The sequence below is a fragment of the Streptomyces sp. NPDC047974 genome (genome assembly GCF_040653375.1).
Lineage (GTDB): Bacteria > Actinomycetota > Actinomycetes > Streptomycetales > Streptomycetaceae > Streptomyces.
This window is the reverse complement of the sequence record NZ_JBEZNU010000022.1, coordinates 91530-110539: the sequence shown is the minus strand read 5'-3', so window position 1 is coordinate 110539 and position 19010 is coordinate 91530. Positions and strand designations below refer to the sequence as shown.

Annotated in this window: 24 protein-coding genes and 1 riboswitch; of the genes, 11 read left to right on the top strand and 13 right to left on the bottom strand. The window is 74.5% G+C overall.

Going from position 1 to position 19010, the window contains the following annotated elements:
- Positions 1–28: 28 nt before the first annotated feature.
- Genes AB0E19_RS27575 through AB0E19_RS27560 form a run of 4 tightly spaced genes read right to left on the bottom strand, consistent with a single transcriptional unit; the run spans position 29 to position 2231 of the window.
- Positions 29–265 (bottom strand): DUF2630 family protein, encoded by a 237-nt coding sequence (locus AB0E19_RS27575; RefSeq protein WP_362184878.1) that lies wholly within the window; start codon positions 263–265, stop codon positions 29–31.
- 17 nt (positions 266–282) lie between these two features.
- Positions 283–1317, bottom strand: coding sequence for an endonuclease/exonuclease/phosphatase family protein (locus AB0E19_RS27570; RefSeq protein WP_362184877.1), 1035 nt, complete (start codon positions 1315–1317; stop codon positions 283–285).
- A gap of 4 nt (positions 1318–1321) precedes the next feature.
- Positions 1322–1777, bottom strand: coding sequence for a hypothetical protein (locus tag AB0E19_RS27565; RefSeq protein ID WP_362184876.1), 456 nt, complete (start codon positions 1775–1777; stop codon positions 1322–1324).
- A gap of 1 nt (position 1778) precedes the next feature.
- The gene (locus AB0E19_RS27560; protein WP_362184875.1) at positions 1779–2231 is read right to left on the bottom strand and encodes a hypothetical protein; all 453 of its coding nucleotides are present in this window, start codon (positions 2229–2231) and stop codon (positions 1779–1781) included.
- 201 nt (positions 2232–2432) lie between these two features.
- Between AB0E19_RS27560 and AB0E19_RS27555 the strand changes: the two genes are divergently transcribed.
- From AB0E19_RS27555 to AB0E19_RS27545, 3 genes are all read left to right on the top strand, one after another.
- On the top strand, positions 2433–2837 hold the full coding sequence (locus tag AB0E19_RS27555; RefSeq protein ID WP_362184874.1) for a hypothetical protein: 405 nt from the start codon (positions 2433–2435) through the stop codon (positions 2835–2837).
- A gap of 93 nt (positions 2838–2930) precedes the next feature.
- Positions 2931–3908, top strand: a complete 978-nt coding sequence (locus AB0E19_RS27550) for an ATP-binding cassette domain-containing protein (protein ID WP_362184873.1) — start codon at positions 2931–2933, stop codon at positions 3906–3908.
- Positions 3905–4762, top strand: a complete 858-nt coding sequence (locus tag AB0E19_RS27545; RefSeq protein WP_362184872.1) for an ABC transporter permease — start codon at positions 3905–3907, stop codon at positions 4760–4762. The genes AB0E19_RS27550 and AB0E19_RS27545 overlap by 4 nt, the downstream gene beginning before the upstream one ends.
- Before the next feature lie 3 nt (positions 4763–4765).
- On the opposite strand, the gene AB0E19_RS27540 is transcribed toward AB0E19_RS27545, so the two are convergent.
- From AB0E19_RS27540 to AB0E19_RS27525, 4 genes are all read right to left on the bottom strand, one after another.
- Positions 4766–5137: a VOC family protein gene (locus tag AB0E19_RS27540; RefSeq protein WP_362184871.1), complete on the bottom strand. Its 372-nt coding sequence runs from the start codon at positions 5135–5137 to the stop codon at positions 4766–4768.
- Between the two features lie 60 nt (positions 5138–5197).
- Positions 5198–5626 (bottom strand): universal stress protein, encoded by a 429-nt coding sequence (locus AB0E19_RS27535; RefSeq protein WP_362184870.1) that lies wholly within the window; start codon positions 5624–5626, stop codon positions 5198–5200.
- A gap of 66 nt (positions 5627–5692) precedes the next feature.
- On the bottom strand, positions 5693–6319 hold the full coding sequence (locus AB0E19_RS27530; protein WP_362184869.1) for an FMN reductase: 627 nt from the start codon (positions 6317–6319) through the stop codon (positions 5693–5695).
- A 4-nt stretch (positions 6320–6323) separates the two neighbouring features.
- On the bottom strand, positions 6324–7403 hold the full coding sequence (locus AB0E19_RS27525) for an LLM class flavin-dependent oxidoreductase (protein WP_362184868.1): 1080 nt from the start codon (positions 7401–7403) through the stop codon (positions 6324–6326).
- Between the two features lie 101 nt (positions 7404–7504).
- Here AB0E19_RS27525 and AB0E19_RS27520 point away from each other — a divergent pair, with 101 nt between their 5' ends.
- The 3 genes from AB0E19_RS27520 to cobM all read left to right on the top strand — a co-directional run bounded on the left by AB0E19_RS27520 (position 7505) and on the right by cobM (position 9699).
- Entirely contained in the window at positions 7505–7645 is a 141-nt protein-coding gene (locus tag AB0E19_RS27520) for a DUF6126 family protein (RefSeq protein WP_362184867.1), read from the top strand.
- Positions 7646–7726: 81 nt separating this feature from the next.
- Positions 7727–8953 (top strand): precorrin-6y C5,15-methyltransferase (decarboxylating) subunit CbiE, encoded by a 1227-nt coding sequence (gene cbiE / locus AB0E19_RS27515; RefSeq protein ID WP_362184866.1) that lies wholly within the window; start codon positions 7727–7729, stop codon positions 8951–8953.
- Positions 8950–9699 carry a precorrin-4 C(11)-methyltransferase gene (gene cobM / locus AB0E19_RS27510; protein WP_362184865.1) on the top strand — a complete coding sequence of 250 codons (750 nt, stop codon included), beginning with the start codon at positions 8950–8952 and terminating at the stop codon, positions 9697–9699. Before cbiE ends, cobM begins: the two co-directional genes overlap by 4 nt.
- 50 nt (positions 9700–9749) lie before the next feature.
- Here cobM and AB0E19_RS27505 read toward each other — a convergent pair whose 3' ends face one another.
- Positions 9750–9917: a hypothetical protein gene (locus AB0E19_RS27505; protein WP_362184864.1), complete on the bottom strand. Its 168-nt coding sequence runs from the start codon at positions 9915–9917 to the stop codon at positions 9750–9752.
- Between AB0E19_RS27505 and AB0E19_RS27500 the strand changes: the two genes are divergently transcribed.
- From AB0E19_RS27500 to AB0E19_RS27490, 3 genes are all read left to right on the top strand, one after another.
- The gene (locus AB0E19_RS27500) at positions 9916–10599 is read left to right on the top strand and encodes a hypothetical protein (RefSeq protein WP_362184863.1); all 684 of its coding nucleotides are present in this window, start codon (positions 9916–9918) and stop codon (positions 10597–10599) included. The two genes, AB0E19_RS27505 and AB0E19_RS27500, sit on opposite strands and share 2 nt — an antisense overlap.
- A gap of 72 nt (positions 10600–10671) precedes the next feature.
- Positions 10672–11010, top strand: coding sequence for a transcriptional regulator (locus AB0E19_RS27495; protein WP_362184862.1), 339 nt, complete (start codon positions 10672–10674; stop codon positions 11008–11010).
- Positions 11007–11684: a nucleotidyl transferase AbiEii/AbiGii toxin family protein gene (locus AB0E19_RS27490; RefSeq protein WP_362184861.1), complete on the top strand. Its 678-nt coding sequence runs from the start codon at positions 11007–11009 to the stop codon at positions 11682–11684. Before AB0E19_RS27495 ends, AB0E19_RS27490 begins: the two co-directional genes overlap by 4 nt.
- Before the next feature lie 36 nt (positions 11685–11720).
- Here the strand turns inward: AB0E19_RS27490 and AB0E19_RS27485 are convergent, their stop codons facing one another.
- Positions 11721–12845 (bottom strand): cobalt-precorrin-5B (C(1))-methyltransferase, encoded by a 1125-nt coding sequence (locus AB0E19_RS27485; protein WP_362184860.1) that lies wholly within the window; start codon positions 12843–12845, stop codon positions 11721–11723.
- A gap of 12 nt (positions 12846–12857) precedes the next feature.
- On the opposite strand from AB0E19_RS27485, the gene AB0E19_RS27480 reads away from it, so the two are divergent.
- On the top strand, positions 12858–13586 hold the full coding sequence (locus AB0E19_RS27480; RefSeq protein ID WP_362184859.1) for a cobalt-precorrin-6A reductase: 729 nt from the start codon (positions 12858–12860) through the stop codon (positions 13584–13586).
- 137 nt (positions 13587–13723) lie between these two features.
- Entirely contained in the window at positions 13724–15295 is a 1572-nt protein-coding gene (locus tag AB0E19_RS27475; protein ID WP_362184858.1) for a serine hydrolase, read from the top strand.
- Positions 15296–15339: 44 nt separating this feature from the next.
- On the opposite strand, the gene AB0E19_RS27470 is transcribed toward AB0E19_RS27475, so the two are convergent.
- The 3 genes from AB0E19_RS27470 to AB0E19_RS27460 are packed head-to-tail and all read right to left on the bottom strand — an operon-like array spanning position 15340 to position 18766.
- A complete protein-coding gene (locus AB0E19_RS27470; RefSeq protein WP_362184903.1) occupies positions 15340–16824 on the bottom strand; it encodes a precorrin-2 C(20)-methyltransferase in 1485 nt (494 codons plus the stop codon).
- A gap of 5 nt (positions 16825–16829) precedes the next feature.
- The gene (locus tag AB0E19_RS27465; RefSeq protein ID WP_360602758.1) at positions 16830–17465 is read right to left on the bottom strand and encodes a precorrin-8X methylmutase; all 636 of its coding nucleotides are present in this window, start codon (positions 17463–17465) and stop codon (positions 16830–16832) included.
- Positions 17466–17467: 2 nt separating this feature from the next.
- Positions 17468–18766: a cobalamin biosynthesis protein CobG gene (locus AB0E19_RS27460; RefSeq protein WP_362184857.1), complete on the bottom strand. Its 1299-nt coding sequence runs from the start codon at positions 18764–18766 to the stop codon at positions 17468–17470.
- Positions 18767–18845: 79 nt separating this feature from the next.
- Positions 18846–18981: riboswitch (cobalamin riboswitch) on the top strand.
- Positions 18982–19010: the final 29 nt, after the last annotated feature.

The window sequence follows — 19010 nt, the reverse complement described above, 5'->3', positions numbered from 1 at the left end:
GCGCGCCCCGCGCACCCCGCCGTGCGCGTCAGTTGCGGTAGGACTCGACTTCCGAGGCGGGGCGGACGGCGGCGGTGTCGGGGTCCTCGCCGAACTCGGACTTGGCGCGCCGCTGCCGGAGCAGGTCCCAGCACTGGTCGAGGCGGACCTCCAGGGCGGCGAGACGTTCGCGTTCCTCGGGGAGGAGGCCGCCGGTGCGCCCGCGCAGGGCGCGTTCCTCCTCCACGAGCGCTCCGATGTCGTCGAGGATCTGCTCGTTGTCCATGCTCCCAGCGTCGCCGATCAGCGTCCTTCGTGCAGGTCGAGGTCGGCGAGGACGGCCCGGTGGTCGCTGCCGGGGAGGGGGAGGAAGCGGGTGGCGACGGGCGTGAGGGTGTGGGACGAGAGGACGTGGTCGATCTGGACGTAGGGCGGCAGCGGGCCCTCCGCCGGCCAGGTCGGGGTGCGGGAGGCGCCGGTGACGTGGGCGGCGTCGAGGAGGGCGCGGGTGGTGAGGAAGGCGCGGTAGGCGGCGTGGTCCTGGGAGGCGTTGAAGTCGCCGGCGAGGACGAGGGCCTCGTCCGGCGGGCGGGCGTCGATCTCGGCGCGCAGCCGGGCCAGTTCCGTCTTCCAGAGGCCGACCTGGTCCGGCAGCGGCGGCATCGGGTGCGCGAGCTGGAGCCGGACGGCCCGTCCGGCGATCTCCGCCGTCGCGCCCGGCATCCCCATCGTGGCGGGGACGGCGGACCGGTCGCGCAGCGGGTAGGCGCTGAGGATGACCGAGCCCTTCGAGCCCTCGGCGTCCACCGAGGCCCGGTGCGGCAGCTGCCGGGAGAGCGCGGCGGTGAGGGTCCGGACGCAGCGGGGGTCGCACTCGGAGACGTACAGGAGCTGGGGCTTCTCGCGGCGCGCGAGGTCGACGAGGGAGCCGGTGGCCTGCCCGAACTCGACGTTCGCGGCGATCACGCGGACGCGGGCGAGCGGGGTGCCGGAGGAGTACACGAGCATCGGGGGGAGCGTCGTCCAGGCCGTGACCATGAGGACGAGGACCGAGAGCCAGGCCAGGGGCCGGTGCCGGGCGGCCGCCGCGCACAGCACTCCCAGGGCGGCGGGGACGGTCAGCCAGGGGAGGAAGGAGAGGAGCTGCGGGACGGGGGTGACGCCGTCCGTGCCGTACGCCTTGCAGCCGGCGACGACCGCGGGGACGACCAGGAGCAGCCCGGCGGCCCAGGCGGCGGCGCGGGTGCCGGGCCGGGGCCGGAGGGGAGCGGGCGGCGGGGGCGCGGGGGTTCCCGCGCCGGGCGTCGGGCGGGCGTCGGATGCGAGGGCTCGGTCCACTCCGTCAGTGTCGCAGGGCCCGTTCGATCTCCGCGGTCGTCGGGCCCGTCAGGGTCCGATTGCTGCGTGCCGTACCGGACTTGGAGGCTCCGGCGGGGACGCCGTCGACGGTGAGGACGACGGTGTCGAGGAAGTTCCCGCCGGCGTCCCGGAAGGTGACCAGGACCGTGTAGTCGGCGGTCGCGTCCTTCGGGTTGGCGGCGGTGACCGTGGCGACCGTGCGGTCGCCGTCGACGGAGGTCGGGCCGGCGGTCACGTCGGCGGTGGCGTTCGCCCCGTCCTTGATCTCGTCCATCTTCCGCTGCGCCGCCGAGGCGACCGCGGAGCTCGCCGAGGAGACGATGTCCCCGGCGGTCTCCTTGGCCGCCTCGCAGCCGGTCGCGGCGCCCGCGACGGCACCGGTCACGGCGAGGGCCAGGAGCGCGGCCCCGTACCGCCGGGGCCGTCCGCGCGCGCCCATGTCAGTACCGCTCGTCGCGGCCGTACTGCTCGTCCGTGGCCAGGGCCCAGATCACGAAGACCGAGATGGCCATCGAGAAGAGCGCCCACCACGGCTGGTAGGGGATGAAGAGGAACTGCGCGAGGAGGTTGAGGGAGGCCAGGGAGATACCGGCGACCCGGCCCCACTCGGCGCCCTTGAGGATCCCGAAACCGGCGATCGCGACGACGATGCCGAGGATCAGGTGGATCCAGCCCCAGGTGGTGAGGTTGAACTTGAAGACGTAGTCGCCGACGCGGGCGTAGACGTCGTCCTCGGCGATCCCGGCGATGCCCTGGAAGACGTCCATGATGCCGGTGACCAGCATGAGGACACCGGCGAAGAGCGTTCCGCCGGAGGACCAGGCCTCCGAGGTGCTCGACCTCGGCGGTCGCGGGGCGGAGTCCGGTCGCGGGGGTGTGCTGTTCTGACTCATGAGCCCATAGTGGGATCAATGGGAACATTTAGGCCTTCCGACTGCTCCGAACGGGTGGAGCGATCGAGGTCGACGCGGTGGCGGTCCGGCCCGCCGGCCGCGACGGGGGCCGCGGGGCGCCGACCCGACTTGCGGGGCGCCTGCGGCGGGTGTGCCCTGGAGGGTGCAGCAGCAGGGGGGCGACACGAAGGAGCTCCTGCCATGGCCGCACACGCAGCGGTACCCGCACGGCGTTCCGTGGAGACGCACGGCGCCGTCATGCCCGCCGTCATCGGCGTCCTCTACGGCCTCTGGGCCGCCACCGTCTCCCGGCACGGCGGGGCGCTCACCTGGGGCCAGCTCTGGCTCGGCATCGTCTCCGCGCTCGCCCTCGGCGGCGCCCTGTGGGCGCTGCGCACCTACGGGCGCGCCCTGCCGCGCGAGGCGCGCGCCGTGGCGTGGGGAGCGGTCACCGGCGGCGCGACCGGCTTCCTCTACAGCCTCTCCGGGGCGAGCGTGCTGTCGTCGAGCGGGCTCGGGCTCGCGGTCGGCATCGCCGTCGGCGCCGGCATGTTCTACCTCTTCTACACGCACGAGGACGCCACCGGTCACCCCGCGCCGTACTGACCGGCGGCCCGGCGCCTCCTCCCTTCTCCGGACTGCGCCCGCGCCCGTCCCGCAGCACACTGGAGGGTGGGCTCCGGAGAGGGAGGCACCGGCATGGCCGCGACGAACGGCTTCGCAGTGGAGACCGAGGGCCTGGTGAAGGTCTTCGGGACCAACCGGGCCGTCGACGGCGTCGACCTGCGCGTCCCGGCCGGGACCGTGTACGGCCTGCTCGGGCCCAACGGCGCGGGGAAGACCACCGCCGTGAAGATGCTCGCCACGCTGCTCCGCCCGGACGCCGGGCACGCCCGCGTGTTCGGGCACGACGTGGTCGCCGAGGCCGACACCGTACGCGGCCGGGTCAGCCTCACCGGCCAGTACGCCTCCGTCGACGAGGACCTCACCGGCACCGAGAACCTCGTCCTCCTCGCCCGCCTCCTGGGCCACGGCCGCCCCGCCGCCCGCGACCGCGCCGCCCAGCTGCTCGACGCCTTCGGCCTCTCCGAGGCCGCCGACCGGCAGGTCAAGAACTACTCGGGCGGCATGCGGCGCCGCATCGACATCGCCGCGTCCATCCTCAACACCCCGGACCTGCTCTTCCTCGACGAACCGACCACCGGCCTCGACCCGCGCAGCCGCAACCAGGTCTGGGACATCGTGCGGGCCGTCGTCGACCAGGGCACGACCGTCCTGCTCACCACCCAGTACCTCGACGAGGCCGACCAGCTCGCCTCCCGGATCGCCGTCATCGACCACGGCAGGGTGATCGCGGAGGGCACGAAGGGCGAGCTGAAGGCCTCGGTGGGCTCGGGCTCCGTCCACGTGCGGCTCCGCGACGCCGAGCAGCGGGCCCGGGCCGAGCGGGTCCTCACCACCGCCCTGGACGCCGACGTCCAGCTCGACCCCGACCCGGTCGCCCTCACCGCCACCGTCAACGGCCACGGCACCGACCTGGGCGCCGCCGAACAGGCCGCGCGCGCCCTCGCCGAGCTGGCCCGCGCCGGGATCACGGTGGACAACTTCGCCCTGGGGCAGCCCAGCCTCGACGAGGTGTTCCTCGCCCTCACCGACCGGAAGGGGCCGGCCGCATGAGCACCGACACGACCACGCAGACCGGTCAGGGGGCGGACTTCGTCGCGCCCCGTGCCGACGAGCTCGCCGCTCTGCTCCTCGCGAAGGACCGGCCCGCCCGGCCCGGGGCGCTCTCCGCGTCGCTCACCTTCGGCTGGCGGGCCATGCTGAAGATCAAGCACGTGCCGGAGCAGCTGTTCGACGTGACGGCGTTCCCGATCATGATGGTGCTGATGTACACGTACCTCTTCGGGGGCGCGCTCGCCGGCTCGGTCTCGGCGTACATCCAGTTCCTGCTGCCCGGCATCCTCGTGATGTCGGTCGTGATGATCACGATGTACACCGGCGTCTCGGTCAACACGGACATCGAGAAGGGCGTCTTCGACCGCTTCCGCACCCTGCCGATCTGGCGGCCGGCGCCGATGGTCGGCTATCTCCTCGGCGACGTCGTGCGCTATCTGATCGCCTCCGCCGTGATGCTGGCCGTCGGCCTCGTCATCGGCTACCGGCCCGGCGGCGGGGTGATGGGCGTGCTGCTCGGGGTGGCGCTGCTGCTGGTCTTCTCGTTCGCCTTCTCGTGGATCTGGACCATGTTCGGGCTGCTGCTGCGCAGCGAGAAGTCCGTCATGGGCGTCAGCATGATGGTGATCTTCCCGCTGACCTTCCTCTCCAACGTCTTCGTCGACCCGAAGACCATGCCGGGCTGGCTCCAGGCCTTCGTGAACAACAGCCCGGTGACGCATCTGGCGACGGCCGTACGGGAGTTGATGGCCGGGAACTGGCCGGCGGCGGACATCGCCTGGTCGCTGGGGTGGTCGGCGCTCTTCGTCGCGGTGTTCGGCGCGGTGACGATGCGGCTCTACAACCGCAAGTGAGCCCTACCGGCCGCGGGGCGTCTTCTGCTGGACCGCCCAGCGATTGCCGTCGGGGTCGGCGAAGTACACGAACGACCCCCACGGCTGGTCGTCGATCTCGCCGACGTCGACGCCGCGCGCGGTGAGGTCGGCGTGGGCGCGCTCGATGTCGTCGACGACGACCTGCATGTTGTCGAGCGCGCCCGGGGCCATCGCGGTGATCCCCTTCCCGAAGGCGATCGAGCAGGCCGAGCCGGGCGGGGTCATCTGCACGAAGCGGATGTCCTCGCTGACGGTGACGTCGTGGTCCGGCCGGAAGCCGACGCGCTCGTAGAAGGCCTTGGCGCGGTCGATGTCGGTGACGGGCACCCCGACCAGTTCGAGTCTGATGTCCATGACCGCATCCTCCACCGCGCGGGCCGCGCCCGCCCGTCGGGCGCGGCCGACGGGCGGGTGTCAGGTGCCTCGGACCACGACGACCGGGCAGGGGGCGTGCTGGGTGACGTTGGTGGAGACGGAGCCCAGGACCGCGGCCTTGAAGCCGCTGTGGCCGCGGTCCCCCACCACCAGCAGTTCCGCCCCCGCCGCCTGGTCGATCAGCGCCTGCGCCGGGTTGCCGGAGACGACCGTGCGGGTCGTCGCCGCCGCCTGCTCCGGCGCGAGCGCCTCCGCGAGGGACTGGTCGAGGATCTGCTTGGCGAGCCGCTCGGGGTCGAACTCCGGCGGTACGCCCGGCATCAGCGTCGCCCAGGACGCCGGATACTCCCAGCTGATCACCGCGTGGAGCGCGTCCCCGGTGAGCGCGGCCTGCGCGGCCGCCCACTTCAGTGCCTTCAGGGACGGGCCCGAGCCGTCCACGCCCACCACGATCCTGCCGCCGGCCATCGCCGACCTCCGTTCGTCGTCGGGAGAATCCACAAGAGTCGAACCCTCCCCAACCTAACAAATCGGTCAGTCGAGCCTCAGGTCCGCCAGCTGCTTCTCGAAGGGGACCAGCTCCTCCTCGGCCGCGGGGCGGGCGTCCGCCGCCGTCGCCACCAGGTCCGCGAACTCCTCGCCCGCCCGGGTGATCCGGTGCGGCAGCCCCTCGGTGTACTCGTCGCCGCCCGTGCCCCAGTCCTCGGAGGCCGCGTAGACGGCGGTGGAGGAGATCCGGGCGCGCAGGTAGGAGAAGAGGGGGCGGAGGGCGTGGTCGAGGACCAGGCTGTGCCGGGCGGTGCCGCCGGTCGCGCCGAGGAGGACCGGCGTACCGGTGAGGGCCGCCGGGTCGATCAGGTCGAAGAAGGACTTGAACAGGCCGCTGTAGGAGGCGGTGAAGACGGGGGTGACCGCGATGACGCCGTCCGCGCCGGTCACCTTGTCGAGGGCTTCCCGGAGCGCCTCCGACGGGAAGCCCGTCACGAAGTTCTTCGCGATGTCCAGCGCCAGGTCGCGGAGTTCGATCACCTCGGCCTCGACGGCGTACTCCTGCTCGGCGAGCCGGTAGCGGGCGGCCTGGACGAGGCGGTCGGCGAGCAGCCGGGTGGAGGAGGGGCTGCTCAGGCCGGCGGAGACGGCGACGAGCTTCAGGGTCTGCATGGCGTCAGACCTCCTTGGAGGCGAGGACGGCGGGGTGGAGCGGGGCGGTGGCCGGGACGCCGGCCGGGCGGAGGTTCGCGAACTCCTTGCGGAGGACGGGGACGACCTCCTCGCCGAGGATGTCGAGCTGTTCCAGGACCGTCTTCAGCGGCAGTCCGGCGTGGTCGACGAGGAAGAGCTGGCGCTGGTAGTCGCCGACGTACTCGCGGAAGGAGAGGGTGCGCTCGATGACCTCCTGCGGGGAGCCGACGGTCAGCGGGGTCTGGCTGCTGAACTCCTCCAGGGAGGGGCCGTGGCCGTAGACCGGCGCGTTGTCGAAGTACGGGCGGAACTCCCGTACCGCGTCCTGCGAGTTCTTCCGCATGAAGACCTGGCCGCCGAGGCCGACGATCGCCTGCTCCTCGGTGCCGTGGCCGTAGTGCGCGTACCGCTGCCGGTAGAGGCGGACCATCTTCTCGGTGTGCTGCTTGGGCCAGAAGATGTGGTTGGCGAAGAAGCCGTCGCCGTAGTACGCCGCCTGCTCGGCGATCTCCGGGGAGCGGATGGAGCCGTGCCAGACGAACGGCGGGACGCCGTCGAGCGGGCGCGGGGTGGACGTGAAGCCCTGGAGCGCGCTGCGGAACTTGCCCTCCCAGTCGACCACGTCCTCCCTCCACAGCTTGTGGAGGAGCGCGTAGTTCTCGATGGCGAGCGGGATGCCCTGGCGGATGTCCTGCCCGAACCACGGGTAGACCGGGCCGGTGTTGCCGCGGCCCATCATCAGGTCCACGCGGCCGTCGGCGAGGTGCTGGAGGGTCGCGTAGTCCTCGGCGATCTTCACCGGGTCGTTGGTGGTGATGAGCGTCGTGGACGTGGAGAGGACGAGGTTCTCCGTGCGGGCCGCGATGTGCCCGAGGAGGGTGGTGGGGGAGGACGGGACGAACGGCGGGTTGTGGTGCTCGCCGGTCGCGAAGACGTCGAGCCCGACCTCCTCGGCCTTGAGCGCGATGGCGACCGTGTTCTTGATGCGCTCGTGCTCGGTGGGGGTGCGGCCGGTGGTGGGGTCGGTCGTCACGTCGCCGACGGTGAAGATCCCGAACTGCATCGTGGTCACCTCTCGCGTTCCGAAGTAGTAGTTGAAGTTTAAATCATCTCGTCCAACGGTGCCACCCTCCGTCCTATTCCACGGCCCGTACCCTGGACGGCATGACCGAGAAGACGCACGACGACGAGAGCTGGAAGGAGCGGGGCGTGATGCTCCGCGTCTTCGTCTACGTCTTCGCCACCCACGCCTTCGCCGGCTTCGTCTGGCTCCTCTTCTACGTGGGGCAGAACGCCCGGAAGTGAGACCCGCCCCACCCGCGGGCACGGCCCACGTGAGCGCCGCCACGTGCCGCCCGCCCGCACCCCTCACGTAGAGTCGCCGACGTGAACGGTGCGATATCGGTCGTCGGAATCGGCGCGGACGGCTGGGACGGACTCCCCGAGAGCTCCCGCCGCCCCCTGCGCGCCGCCGAGGTGCTCATCGGCGGGCCCCGCCAGCTCGACCTCCTCCCCGCCGCGGACTGCCCCGGCGAGCGGATCGCCTGGCCCTCCCCGCTGCGCCCCGCCGTCCCCGGACTGCTCGCCGCCCACGAGGGACGCGCGATCGCCGTCCTCGCCAGCGGCGACCCCTCCTTCCACGGCATCGCCCGCACCCTCGCCGAGACCGCCGGCGACCGGGACCTCGACATCCGCCCCCACCCGTCCTCCGTCTCCTACGCCTGCGCCCGGCTCGGCTGGCCGCTGGAGGCCGCCGAGACGCTCTCCCTCGTCGCCCGGCCCCTCGACGCCCTGCGCGCCGCGCTGCACCCCGGGCGCCGGCTCCTCCTCCTCGGCGAGGGCCCCGAGACCCCGGCGCGGGTCGCGGCGCTGCTCCGCGAGGCCGGCTGGGGCGGCACCCGGATCCGGGTCCTGGAACAGCTCGGCGGCCCCGCCGAGCACCTCCTCGACGGCACCGCCGCCGACTGGCCGCACGCCCGCACCGACGCCCTCCACGTCCTCGCCCTCGACTGCGTCCGCGACCCCGGCACCCTCCGCCTCGGCGCCACCCCCGGCCTGCCCGACGAGGCGTACGAGCACGACGGGCAGCTCACCAAGCGGTACGTCCGCGCCGCCACGCTCGCCGCGCTCGCCCCCGCCCCCGGCGAACTGCTCTGGGACGTCGGCGGCGGCTCCGGCTCCATCGGCATCGAGTGGATGCGGACCCACCGCGACTGCCGGGCGATCGCCGTCGAGCGCGCGCCCGAACGGGCCGCCCGCATCACCCGCAACGCCGCCGCCCTCGGCGTACCCGCCCTCCGCGTGGTCACCGGCCCGGCGCCCGCCGCGCTCGCCGGCCTGCCCGCCCCGCACGCCGTCTTCATCGGCGGCGGGCTCACCGTCCCCGGCCTGCTCGACGCCTGCTGGGACGCGCTCCCCGCCGGCGGCCGGCTCGTCGCCAACACCGTGACGCTCGAATCCGAGGCGCTGCTCGCCGACCGCCACCGCCGCCACGGCGGCGAACTCGTCCGGCTCGCGGTCTCCACCGCCGTGCCCGTCGGCGGTTTCACCGGCTGGCGCACCGCGATGCCCGTCACGCAATGGTCCGTAACGAAGGGTTCTCCAGAGGCATGACCGTCTACTTCATCGGCGCGGGCCCCGGCGCCGCCGACCTCATCACCGTGCGCGGCGCCCGCACCCTCGCGGCCTGCGGGGTCTGCCTCTACGCCGGCTCCCTCGTCCCCGCCGAGCTGCTCGCCGAGTGCCCGCCCGGCGCGAAGCTCGTCGACACGGCGAACCTGCACCTCGACGAGATCCTCGCGGAGATCACCGCCGCCCACGAGGCCGGCCAGGACGTGGCCCGGCTCCACTCCGGCGACCCGTCCGTCTTCTCCGCCATGGCCGAGCAGATGCGCCGGCTCGACGCGGCCGGCATCCCCTACGAGGTCGTGCCCGGCGTCCCGGCCTTCGCCGCCGCCGCGGCCGCCCTCAAGCGGGAGCTGACCGTCCCCACGGTCGGCCAGACGGTCATCCTCACCCGCATCGCCCAGCAGGCCACCCCCATGCCGGAGGGCGAGGACCTCGCCACCCTCGGCCGCAGCGGCGCCCTGCTCGTCCTCCACCTCGGCGCCCGCTACGCCGACCGGATCGTCTCCGAGCTGATCCCCCACTACGGCGCCGACTGCCCGGCCGCCGTCGTCGCCATGGCCAGCCGCCCCGACGAGCTCGTCCTGCGCGGCACCCTGGAGGACATCGCGGGCCAGGTGAAGGAGGCCGGCATCACCAAGACGGCCGTCATCCTCGTCGGCCGCACCCTCGCCGCCTCCGAGTTCCGCGACAGCCACCTCTACGACCCGGCCCGCGACCGCCACACCTGCTGACGCACCGGAGGCCGGACCCGTACCGGCCCGGCCTCCGTCTCCGCCACGGCTCAGGCGTTGGGCCGCTTGCCGTGGTTCGCCTTCTTCTTCTTGCGGGCCCGCTTCTTGTTGCCGCGCTTCGCCATCGGACTCCCTCTCTCGCGGGGTTGCGTCGTGGCCAGCGTAGGGTCGGGGTCAGGGCCCCGCACGTCGGTGCCGTCCACTTGAATGGGTGCCATGACCGTCTACGACGTGGCCCGGGCACTGCCGGGCATCGAGGAACTGCGCGACCGCTCCCGGGGCCTCGCGATGCTGGACGCCGTGCTCAGCCCCGCCTGGGAGGGCCGGTACTACTCCTTCGACGCGCACTGGTCCGAGACCGAGCAGCTGGCGTCGATGAAGGACGGCCAGGGCGGCGAGTACACGATCGTGCTCTCCCCGGCGGGGGCCTTCGCCCGCGTCTTCGACCACGAGTCGCCGCTGAGCCCGTACGGCCCGCTCGCCGACGGCGCGACCTGGCCCGGCGTCCTCGACGGCGTCCCGGAGGCCTTCGGGGAGTACCTCACGGAGCCCGCCTTCCTGGACGAGGACGACGTCCACGCCACCACCGCCTGCCTGTGGCGCGAGGCCGCGGACGACGCCTGGCACACCGGCCCGGTCGCCTTCCCCGACCTGGACGGCCACCCGGACCCGGACGGCTCCCACGGCCTCCTCCACCTGCTCCTGGACCGCACCCCCGAGGCGTACGCGGAGTGGGCCTCGGAGTACTACGGGACCCCTGTCGACCTCGACGCGGTCCGCCACGTCCTCGCCCTGCGCCCGCTCACCCAGGAGGTCGTGACGGCCCTCAACCCGGCGGTGACCCTCGCGGACCTCGCCGAGGACATCGCGGAGATCGGCTTCCCGCCGCCCCGCCCCTGACGGGATCCCGCCCGTGACGGAAGTGCCGCGTGTTCCCCCACGGGCCGGCCGCGCACGGGGATAATCGGAGGCATGGCACATGAGACGGCGACCGTCTCCGAGGTACGGCGCGAACGGTACGCACGACGGCTCCCCACCGACCTGTCCGCCCTCCGGGGCCCCGGAGGGGGACGGGTCCGGCTCCCCCTGCACCTGGCGTGGTCGGGGCTGACCGAGTACGACCTCGACCGGCCCCGGCTGCGGATGAGCTGCTACCGCACGGTCCTCGCCGAAGGCGGCCACGACGACCTCGTCCGGTACCTCGACCGGGACCTGCTCGTCGAGATGTGGCCCGTCCTGCGCACCCTCGTCAGCAAGGACCTGCGCGTCATCTGGGAGAGCGCCTTCCGCGAGCTGACCCCCGCCGGATGAAGCTCACGGGGCTCCACCGCCGCCTCCTCGACGACGTCCTGCGCGCGGGCACCGAGTACCCGCTCGTCCTGACCGGCGGCTACGCCGTCCAGGCGCACGGCCTGGTGGACCGGCTGAGCCAGGACCTCGACGTCGCCACCGAGAACCCCCGGCCGATGGCGGAGATCGTCGCCCACCTGCGGTCCGAACTGGAGGCGCGGGGTTGGCGGGTGCGGACGGTGGAGACCGACCCGCTCTCCGCCCGCCTGATCGTCACCGACGCCGGCACCGGCGAGGCGTGCGAGGTGGACGTCCTCAAGGAGGTGCTGTGCGGCCCGCCCGAACGCCGCGAGTTCGGCCTCCTCCTCTCCCTGCGCGACGTCGTCGGCACCAAGGTGCGCGCGCTCGCCGACCGGGGCATGGCCCGCGACCTGATCGACGTCCACGCCGCGGCGGGGCGCGGCTGGAGCCTCGAGGAACTGGAGGAGCTGGGCCGGCAGCACGCCCGGGACGCGTTCGACCTGGAGGAACTCCAGGCGAAGCTGGCCGGCGCGGAGTGGATCGACGACGACGAGTTCACCGCGCACGGCCTCGACGAGGACCGGATCAGGGACCTGCGCGCCTGGGCCCAGCGCTGGGCCGACGACATCGGCGAACGCCTCCTCGAAGGCGCCCCGCCGGAGGACGACGCCTGACCCGGCGCCCGGGGGCGGTCCCGGCGGTCGCCCGGATCACGCGCCCGGGCCCTTCGGGGAGGAGCGGCCCACGACGACGCCCGCGCGGTCGATGGCGACGACGTCCACCGTGACCGGGGCGCCGCGCAGGACCGCCAGGGCCTCGTCGCGGGCGCGGGCGGCGACGCGGTCGCCGAGGGGGACGCCGGCGGCCTCGCAGAGGCGGAGGGCGGCCAGGCCCGTGTTGGCGGCGGCGACCTCCGCCGCCAGGGCCTCGGACGCGCCGGCCGCGCGGGCCAGGTCCGCCAGGAAGCCCTTGTCGACCTGGGAGCGGGCCGAGTGGAGGTCCAGATGGCCCGCGGCCAGCTTGGAGAGCTTCGCGAAGCCGCCGCAGACCGTGAGGCGGTCGACGGGGTGCCGGCGGACGTACTTCAGGACGGCGCCGGCGAAGTCGCCCATGTCGAGGAGGGCGATCTCCGGCAGGTCGTACAGCTCCGTCACCGTGCGCTCCGAGGTGGAGCCCGTACAGCCGGCGACGTGCGTGAGGCCGCCCGCGCGGGCCACGTCGACGCCCCGGCGGATGGAGTCGATCCAGGCCGAGCACGAGTAGGGCACGACGACGCCGGTGGTGCCGAGGACCGACAGGCCGCCGAGGATGCCGATGCGCGGGTTCCAGGTGGAGCGGGCGATCTCCGCGCCGTCGTCGATCGAGATCGTGATCTCGACGTCCCCGGGGGCGCCGTGCGCCGCCGCCACCGCCGCCACGTGCTCCCGCATCAGCCGCCGCGGCACCGGGTTGATCGCCGGTTCGCCGACCTCCAGCGGCAGGCCCGGCAGGGTGACCGTGCCGACGCCCTCGCCCGCCCGGAACACGACGCCGGAGCCCGGCGGCAGGAGCCGTACCGTCGAGCGGACCACCGCGCCGTGCGTGACGTCCGGGTCGTCGCCCGCGTCCTTCACCACCGCCGCCATCGCCGCGTCCGCCGTCAGCGACTCGGCCGTGAGCGCGAACGACGGCGTCTGCCCCTTCGGCAGGGTGATCGTCACCGGGTCCGGGAAGTCGCCGGTGAGCAGCGCCGTGTACGCGGCGGTCGTCGCGGCCGTCGCGCACGCCCCGGTCGTCCAGCCGGGCCGCAGACCGGTGTGCTTGAGTTGGGCCTCGCGCCCGCCGCCGGTACTCACGAAGAGGCTCCTATGCACGTACTCATTCTCGGAGGGACGACCGAGGCCCGCGTCCTGGCCGGGCTGCTGGACGGCCGGGGGACGCGGGTGACCAGCTCCCTCGCCGGGCGGGTCGCGGCGCCCCGGCTGCCGGCCGGCGAGGTGCGGATCGGCGGCTTCGGGGGCGCCGGGGGCCTGGCGGACTGGGTGCGGGAGCACGCCGTGGACGCGGTCATCGACGCCACCCATCCCTTCGCCGAGCGGATCAGCTTCAACGCGGCCCGGGCGGCCGCCACCGCCCATGTTCCCCTGCTGGCGCTGCGCCGCCCCGGGTGGGTCCCGGGGGACGGCGACGACTGGCGCGACGTGGCGTCCCTGGAGGAGGCGGCCCGCGCTCTCGACGGCTTCCGGAGGGTGTTCCTGACCACCGGCCGGATGGGGCTCGCCGCCTTCGCCGACCGGCCCGAGTGGTTCCTCGTGCGGTCCGTGGACGCGCCCGACGCGCCGATGCCCGCACGGACCGGGGTCCTGCTCGACCGGGGGCCGTTCACCCTGGACGGGGAGCGGGAGTTGATGGCCCGTCACCGGATCGACGTGCTCGTCACGAAGGACTCGGGCGGCGCCGCCACCGCCCCCAAGCTCACCGCCGCCCGCGAGGCGGGCGTGCCGGTCGTCGTCGTCCGCCGGCCGCCGGTCCCGGAGGGCGTACCGACGGCGGCGGACCCGGAGCGGGCGGCGGAGTGGGTGCGGGGTCTGGGCTGACGTCCGCCGTCGCGGCGGACGCCCCCGCCCGGAGTTCCGCCGTCGCGGCGGACGCCCCCGCCCGGAGTTCCGCCGTCCCGGCGGACGCCCCCGCCCGGAGTTCCGCCGCCGCGACAGACGCCCCCCGCGGGCGTTCAATGGAAGGCGTGGCTACCGTCCACCGGCTCGCGGCGACGGGGCTCGTGGCGCTCCTCGGCGTCACCGGGCTCGCCCCGTCCCCCACGCCGACCCCAGCGCCCACCCCTCCCCCGGCCCAGCCCCCGCCCGAACTCGACGCGGCGGACGTCCGGCGGGCCGTCGACCGCCTCGACGGGGTGGTCGAGGCCGCCATGGAACGCACCGGCGTGCCGGGCGTCGCCGTCGCCGTCGTCCACGACGGGAAGGTGCTGCACCTGAAGGGCTACGGGGTGCGGAAGGCGGGCGAGAGCGCCGCCGTCGGCGCCGACACCGTCTTCCAGCTGGCGTCCGTCTCCAAGCCGATCGCCTCGACCGTCGTCTCCGGCGCCGTCGGCGTCGACGGCTGGTCGCGGCCGGTCGCCCCGCAGCTGCCGCGGTTCGCGCTGAAGGACCCCTGGGTGACCGGGCACGTCACCGTCGCCGACCTGTTCGCGCACCGCAGCGGACTGCCCGACCACGCCGGCGACCTGCTCGAAGACCTCGGCTACGACCGCGAGTACATCCTGTCCCACCTGCGGTACGAGCCGCTGACGCCGTTCCGCGCGAGCTACGCCTACACCAACTTCGGTCTGACGGCGGCCGCGCAGGCCGTCGCCGACGAGAAGGGCGTGCCGTGGGAGAAGCTCGCCGAGGACGTCCTCTACGAGCCGGCCGGCATGGACGCGACCAGCTCCCGCTTCGAGGACTTCGAGAAGGCCGCCGACCGGGCCTGGGGACACGTGAAGACGGGCGGCGAGTGGAAGCCGGAGTTCGTCCGCGACCCCGACGCCCAGTCCCCGGCCGGCGGTGTCAGCTCCACCGCCCGCGACATGTCCGTCTGGCTCCGCCTCCAGCTCGCGAACGGCGAGCTCGACGGCAGGCGGATCATCGACGCCGAGGCCCTGGAGCGCACCCACTGGCCCGAGGCCGTCTCCTCCCCGCCCCGCGCCCCCGCCGCCCGCACCGGCTTCTACGGCCTGGGCTGGAACGTGAGTTACGACGACGCCGGCCGGCTCCGCCTCTCCCACACCGGGGCCTTCGCCCAGGGCGCGCACACCAACGTGACGATGCTGCCCGGCGAGGAGCTCGGCATCGTCGTCCTCACCAACGGCTCCCCGGCCGGCGTCGCCGACGCCGTCGCCCTCGACTTCTTCGACCTCGCGGAGACCGGAAAGGTCAGCCGGGACTGGATCCCGCTGGTCGACGGCCTCTACCGGCAGCAGGAGGAGGCGGGCCGCTCGGACACCGACTACGCCCGCCCGCCGGCGAACGCGGCCCCCGCGAAGGACGCCGACGCGTACACGGGCACGTACCGCAGCGACTACTACGGGCGGGCCGAGGTCGTGGCCGCCGAGGACGGCACCCTGACCCTCCGCCTCGGCCCGGAGCCGCAGGAGTACCGCCTCACCCCCTACGACGGCGACGTCTTCAGCTTCGAGACCCGCGGCGAGAACGCCGTCGGCCGCACCGGCGTCACCTTCGCCGGGGACGGGAAGTCCTTCACCGTCGAATACCTCGACCGCGAAGGACTCGGCACCTTCACCCGGGGGTAGCGGCGCCTCCCGTCGGGCGTACGGCCGTCGGCCCGTACCGACTGTCAGCCGTACCGCCTCGGGGTCCACGCGATCGTGCGGCCGTCGCCGCGTTCGACGGCGCGGGTCTGCGAGGAGCCGATCAGGAGCAGGGTCCGCATGTCGACCTCGGAGGGGTCCAGGGTCTTCAGGGTGAGGACGCGGACGGACTGCTCCGGGCCGCCGACGTCGCGGGCGACGACGACGGGGGTGTCGGGGGAGCGGAGTTCCAGCAGGAGGTCGCGGGCGGCGGCCACCTGGTGGGTGCGGGCCTTGGAGCCGGGGTTGTAGAGGGCGAGGACGAGGTCGGCCTCGGCGGCGGCGCGGAGGCGGGACGCGATGACGTCCCACGGCTTGAGGCGGTCGGAGAGGGAGATCGTGGCGTAGTCGTGGCCCAGCGGGGCGCCGGCCGCCGCGGCCGCGGCGTTGGCGGCGGTCACGCCGGGGAGGACCCGTACGGGCACGTCCGCGTAGGCCGGCTCGCAGGCGACCTCCAGGACGGCCGTCGCCATGGCGAAGACGCCGGGGTCGCCGCCGGAGACGACCGCGACCCGGTGGCCGCGGCGGGCCAGGTCGAGGGCGAACTCGGCGCGCTCCGACTCGACCTTGTTGTCGGAGCCGTGCCGGATCTGGCCGGGGCGCAGGACCGGCACCCGGTCGAGGTAGGTGGTGTAGCCGACGAGCACGTCGGCGTTGACGAGCGCGCCGCGCGACTCGGGGGTCAGCCAGGGGGCGCCGGCCGGACCGGTGCCGACGACCGTGACCTCGCCCGTCTCCCGGACGGGGTTCTCCCGGTCGATGCGGGAGGGCAGCACGGCCACCGAGAAGTACGGGACCGTCGACGGGTCCACCTCGGCCAGCTGCTCCGTCCGCTCGCCCGCCATGAACGCCCGCTCCACATAGCGCGCGTCCTCCAGGCGGCCGGCCCGCTCCAGGGCGCGCCGCACGGTGGGGAAGGTGCGGCCGAGCTTCATGACGACCGCCGAGTCGGTGCCCGCGAGGCGGGCCGCCAGCTCGTCCTCCGGCAGGGTGCCGGGGATGATCGTGAGGACCTCCTCGGCCTCGCACAGCGGCTCGCCGAGCCGGGCGGCGGCGGCGCTGACGGAGGTGACGCCGGGGATGACGGTGGTGTCGTACCGGTCCGCGAGCCGCTTGTGCATGTGCTGGTAGGAGCCGTAGAACAGCGGGTCGCCCTCGGCGAGGACGGCGACCGTGCGGCCCGCGTCGAGGTGGGCGGCGAGCCGGGCCGCGGCCTCCTCGTAGAAGTCGTCGAGCGCGCCCCGGTAGCCGCCGGGGTGGTCGGTGGTCTCCACGGTGAGCGGGTACACGAGCCGCTCCTCGATGTGGTCCTCGCGCAGGTGGCCGGCGGCGATGGAGCGCGCTATCGAGCGGCCGTGGCGGGCCGAGTGGTAGGCGATGACATCGGCCTCGGCGATCGCCTTCACGGCGGCGAGGGTGAGCAGCTCCGGGTCGCCGGGGCCGAGGCCGACCCCGTACAGCTTGCCCTTCACAACGGTCACTGCTGGATCTCCGGTTCGTGCGCGAGGGCGTTGAGGGCGGCGGCGGTGATGGCGCTGCCGCCGCGCCGGCCGCGGACCACCAGGTGGTCGAGGCCGAGCTCGTTGGCGGCGAGGGCGTCCTTGGACTCGGCGGCGCCGATGAAGCCGACGGGGATGCCGAGGACGGCGGCCGGCTTCGGCGCGCCGTTCGCGATCATCTCCAGGAGGTGGAAGAGGGCGGTGGGGGCGTTGCCGATGGCGACGACGGAGCCTTCGAGGCGGTCCCGCCACAGTTCGAGGGCGGCGGCCGAGCGGGTGGTGCCGAGCTCGGCGGCGAGCGCGGGCACGGCCGGGTCGGAGAGCGCGCACAGCACCTCGTTGTCGGCGGGCAGCCGCTTGCGGGTGACGCCGGAGGCGACCATCTGCGCGTCGCAGAGGATGGGGGCGCCCGCCCGGAGCGCGGCGCGGGCGCTCGCGACGACCCCGGGGGAGTACGCGACGTCCCGGACGAGGTCCGTCATGCCGCAGGCGTGGATCATGCGGACGACGACCGTGGCGAGGTCGTCGGGCAGCCCGCCGAGGTCGGCCTCGGCGCGGATCGTGGCGAAGGAGCGGCGGTAGATCTCGGCGCCGTCCTTCTCGTACTCGTACATCCTCAGCTCTCCATCGGTGTCGTACGGGCCGCCGCGACGGCCTCGGCCAGGGCGGTACGGGGGACGGGGACGCCGTCCAGCAGATACGTGTCGGGGCCGAGGGCGGTGACCTCGATCCGGGTGCCGTGCGGATGTCCGCAGCGGCGCGCGCAGCCGGAGTAGTGCACGGGCAGCGGCCCGCCGGGCGCGCGCGCCGCGTCCGCCCGCACGTCGGCGAGGGACTTGGCGCAGCCGGGCGTGCCGGTGCAGGCGGTGACGCCGGTGCGGGGGTCGGCCGGGCCGGTGACCAGGCCGTGCGCGGCGAGGGCGGGGAGCAGGTCCGGGGCCGGGCCCGCCACGACGACCCCGCGCCAGGGGGTGAGCCGCACCTCGTCCGCGCCCGCGCCGAGCGCCCGCAGCTGCCCGGCGGTCAGCCGGCCGAGGGGGGCGAGGACGTGCAGGGCGTGGTCGCCGAGCGGACCGGGTGCGGGCGGGAGGGCCGCCGGGGGAGGGGCGAAGGAGGGCACGGGCTCCGCGGTGATCGCCGCGCGGGCCAGGGCGCGGGCCCAGTCCGGGAGGTGCGCGCCGGGCAGCTCGCGCGGGCGCCACGCCCCGGTGCCGGCGGCCTCGGCGGCGTCGAGGAAGGCGAGGGCGCAGGCCAGGGCGGCGCGGACGGCGGTTCCGGCTGTTCCGGCGGCGGACCCGGCTGCTGCCGCGTGCCCGGCTCCGCCGGCTCCGGCGCCCGGCAGGCGGAAGGTTTCGGTGCCCGCCGTCAGGAACGCGGCGCCGTCCGGTGCTGCGATCAAGGTCACATCGCCGCCGAGGCCCGCGACGTCGCCGCGGCCGTCGTCGAGGGCGAAGAGGAAGCGGCCGGAGAGGGCCGCCGCGCGGGGCTCCGCGCAGAGCGCGGCGTCCAGGGCGCGGGCCCACAACTGCACGTCGGCGTGGCCGAGTCCGTCGAGGCCGGCGGCCGGGGAGGCCACGATGTTGCGGACCCGCTCGTGGGTGGGGGAGGGCAGCAGGCCCGCGTCGGCGAGGAGCGCGGCGAGACCGGCGCCGCAGCCGTCGCGCAGGCCGCGCAGCTCGGCGTTGCCGCGCGAGGTGACGGAGAGGCTGCCGTCGCCCAGCGACTCCGCCGCGTCGGCCAGGACCATGACCTGACGTGACGTCAAGCGTCCGGCGGGCAGGCGGAGTCGGGCGAGGAGCCCGTCGGCGGCGGCGTGCAGCCGGAGCGCCCCGGGGCACGCGTCGCCACGGTCCCTTGTCGGCGCTTCGCCCGGTTCGGGCGAGGGGGGCGGGGTCGGCGGCATGGCGGCGAGCATACCCACGGGGAACCGGGCGGCCACCGAGTGTGATCCGGCCGACTCTCGGGCCCCCTCCGGCCCGCCGACGCCACGCCTTACTATGCAGATCGGCATGGGGTCCCAGGGCCCCGGGGAGGAAGCCCGGTGAGAATCCGGCGCGGTCCCGCCACTGTGAGCCCGTACCGGCCATCGGTACGGGTGAGTCAGGAACTCCCCGCCGACCCACGACCACCCGGGGCGCGGACAACCCCGAGGAAGGCCT

Coding starts and splice junctions, on each gene's coding strand:
- AB0E19_RS27495 (WP_362184862.1), top strand. CDS start 10,672: ATGGCACATGAGACGGCGACCGTCTCCGAGGTACGGCGCGAACGGTAC.
- AB0E19_RS27505 (WP_362184864.1), bottom strand. CDS start 9,917: ATGGCACCCATTCAAGTGGACGGCACCGACGTGCGGGGCCCTGACCCC.
- AB0E19_RS27525 (WP_362184868.1), bottom strand. CDS start 7,403: ATGCAGTTCGGGATCTTCACCGTCGGCGACGTGACGACCGACCCCACC.
- AB0E19_RS27545 (WP_362184872.1), top strand. CDS start 3,905: ATGAGCACCGACACGACCACGCAGACCGGTCAGGGGGCGGACTTCGTC.
- AB0E19_RS27490 (WP_362184861.1), top strand. CDS start 11,007: ATGAAGCTCACGGGGCTCCACCGCCGCCTCCTCGACGACGTCCTGCGC.
- AB0E19_RS27555 (WP_362184874.1), top strand. CDS start 2,433: ATGGCCGCACACGCAGCGGTACCCGCACGGCGTTCCGTGGAGACGCAC.
- AB0E19_RS27530 (WP_362184869.1), bottom strand. CDS start 6,319: ATGCAGACCCTGAAGCTCGTCGCCGTCTCCGCCGGCCTGAGCAGCCCC.
- AB0E19_RS27550 (WP_362184873.1), top strand. CDS start 2,931: ATGGCCGCGACGAACGGCTTCGCAGTGGAGACCGAGGGCCTGGTGAAG.
- AB0E19_RS27535 (WP_362184870.1), bottom strand. CDS start 5,626: ATGGCCGGCGGCAGGATCGTGGTGGGCGTGGACGGCTCGGGCCCGTCC.
- AB0E19_RS27465 (WP_360602758.1), bottom strand. CDS start 17,465: ATGTACGAGTACGAGAAGGACGGCGCCGAGATCTACCGCCGCTCCTTC.
- AB0E19_RS27460 (WP_362184857.1), bottom strand. CDS start 18,766: ATGCTCGCCGCCATGCCGCCGACCCCGCCCCCCTCGCCCGAACCGGGC.
- AB0E19_RS27480 (WP_362184859.1), top strand. CDS start 12,858: ATGCACGTACTCATTCTCGGAGGGACGACCGAGGCCCGCGTCCTGGCC.
- AB0E19_RS27575 (WP_362184878.1), bottom strand. CDS start 265: ATGGACAACGAGCAGATCCTCGACGACATCGGAGCGCTCGTGGAGGAG.
- AB0E19_RS27500 (WP_362184863.1), top strand. CDS start 9,916: ATGACCGTCTACGACGTGGCCCGGGCACTGCCGGGCATCGAGGAACTG.
- AB0E19_RS27540 (WP_362184871.1), bottom strand. CDS start 5,137: ATGGACATCAGACTCGAACTGGTCGGGGTGCCCGTCACCGACATCGAC.
- AB0E19_RS27565 (WP_362184876.1), bottom strand. CDS start 1,777: ATGGGCGCGCGCGGACGGCCCCGGCGGTACGGGGCCGCGCTCCTGGCC.
- cobM (WP_362184865.1), top strand. CDS start 8,950: ATGACCGTCTACTTCATCGGCGCGGGCCCCGGCGCCGCCGACCTCATC.
- AB0E19_RS27520 (WP_362184867.1), top strand. CDS start 7,505: ATGACCGAGAAGACGCACGACGACGAGAGCTGGAAGGAGCGGGGCGTG.
- AB0E19_RS27475 (WP_362184858.1), top strand. CDS start 13,724: ATGGAAGGCGTGGCTACCGTCCACCGGCTCGCGGCGACGGGGCTCGTG.
- AB0E19_RS27560 (WP_362184875.1), bottom strand. CDS start 2,231: ATGAGTCAGAACAGCACACCCCCGCGACCGGACTCCGCCCCGCGACCG.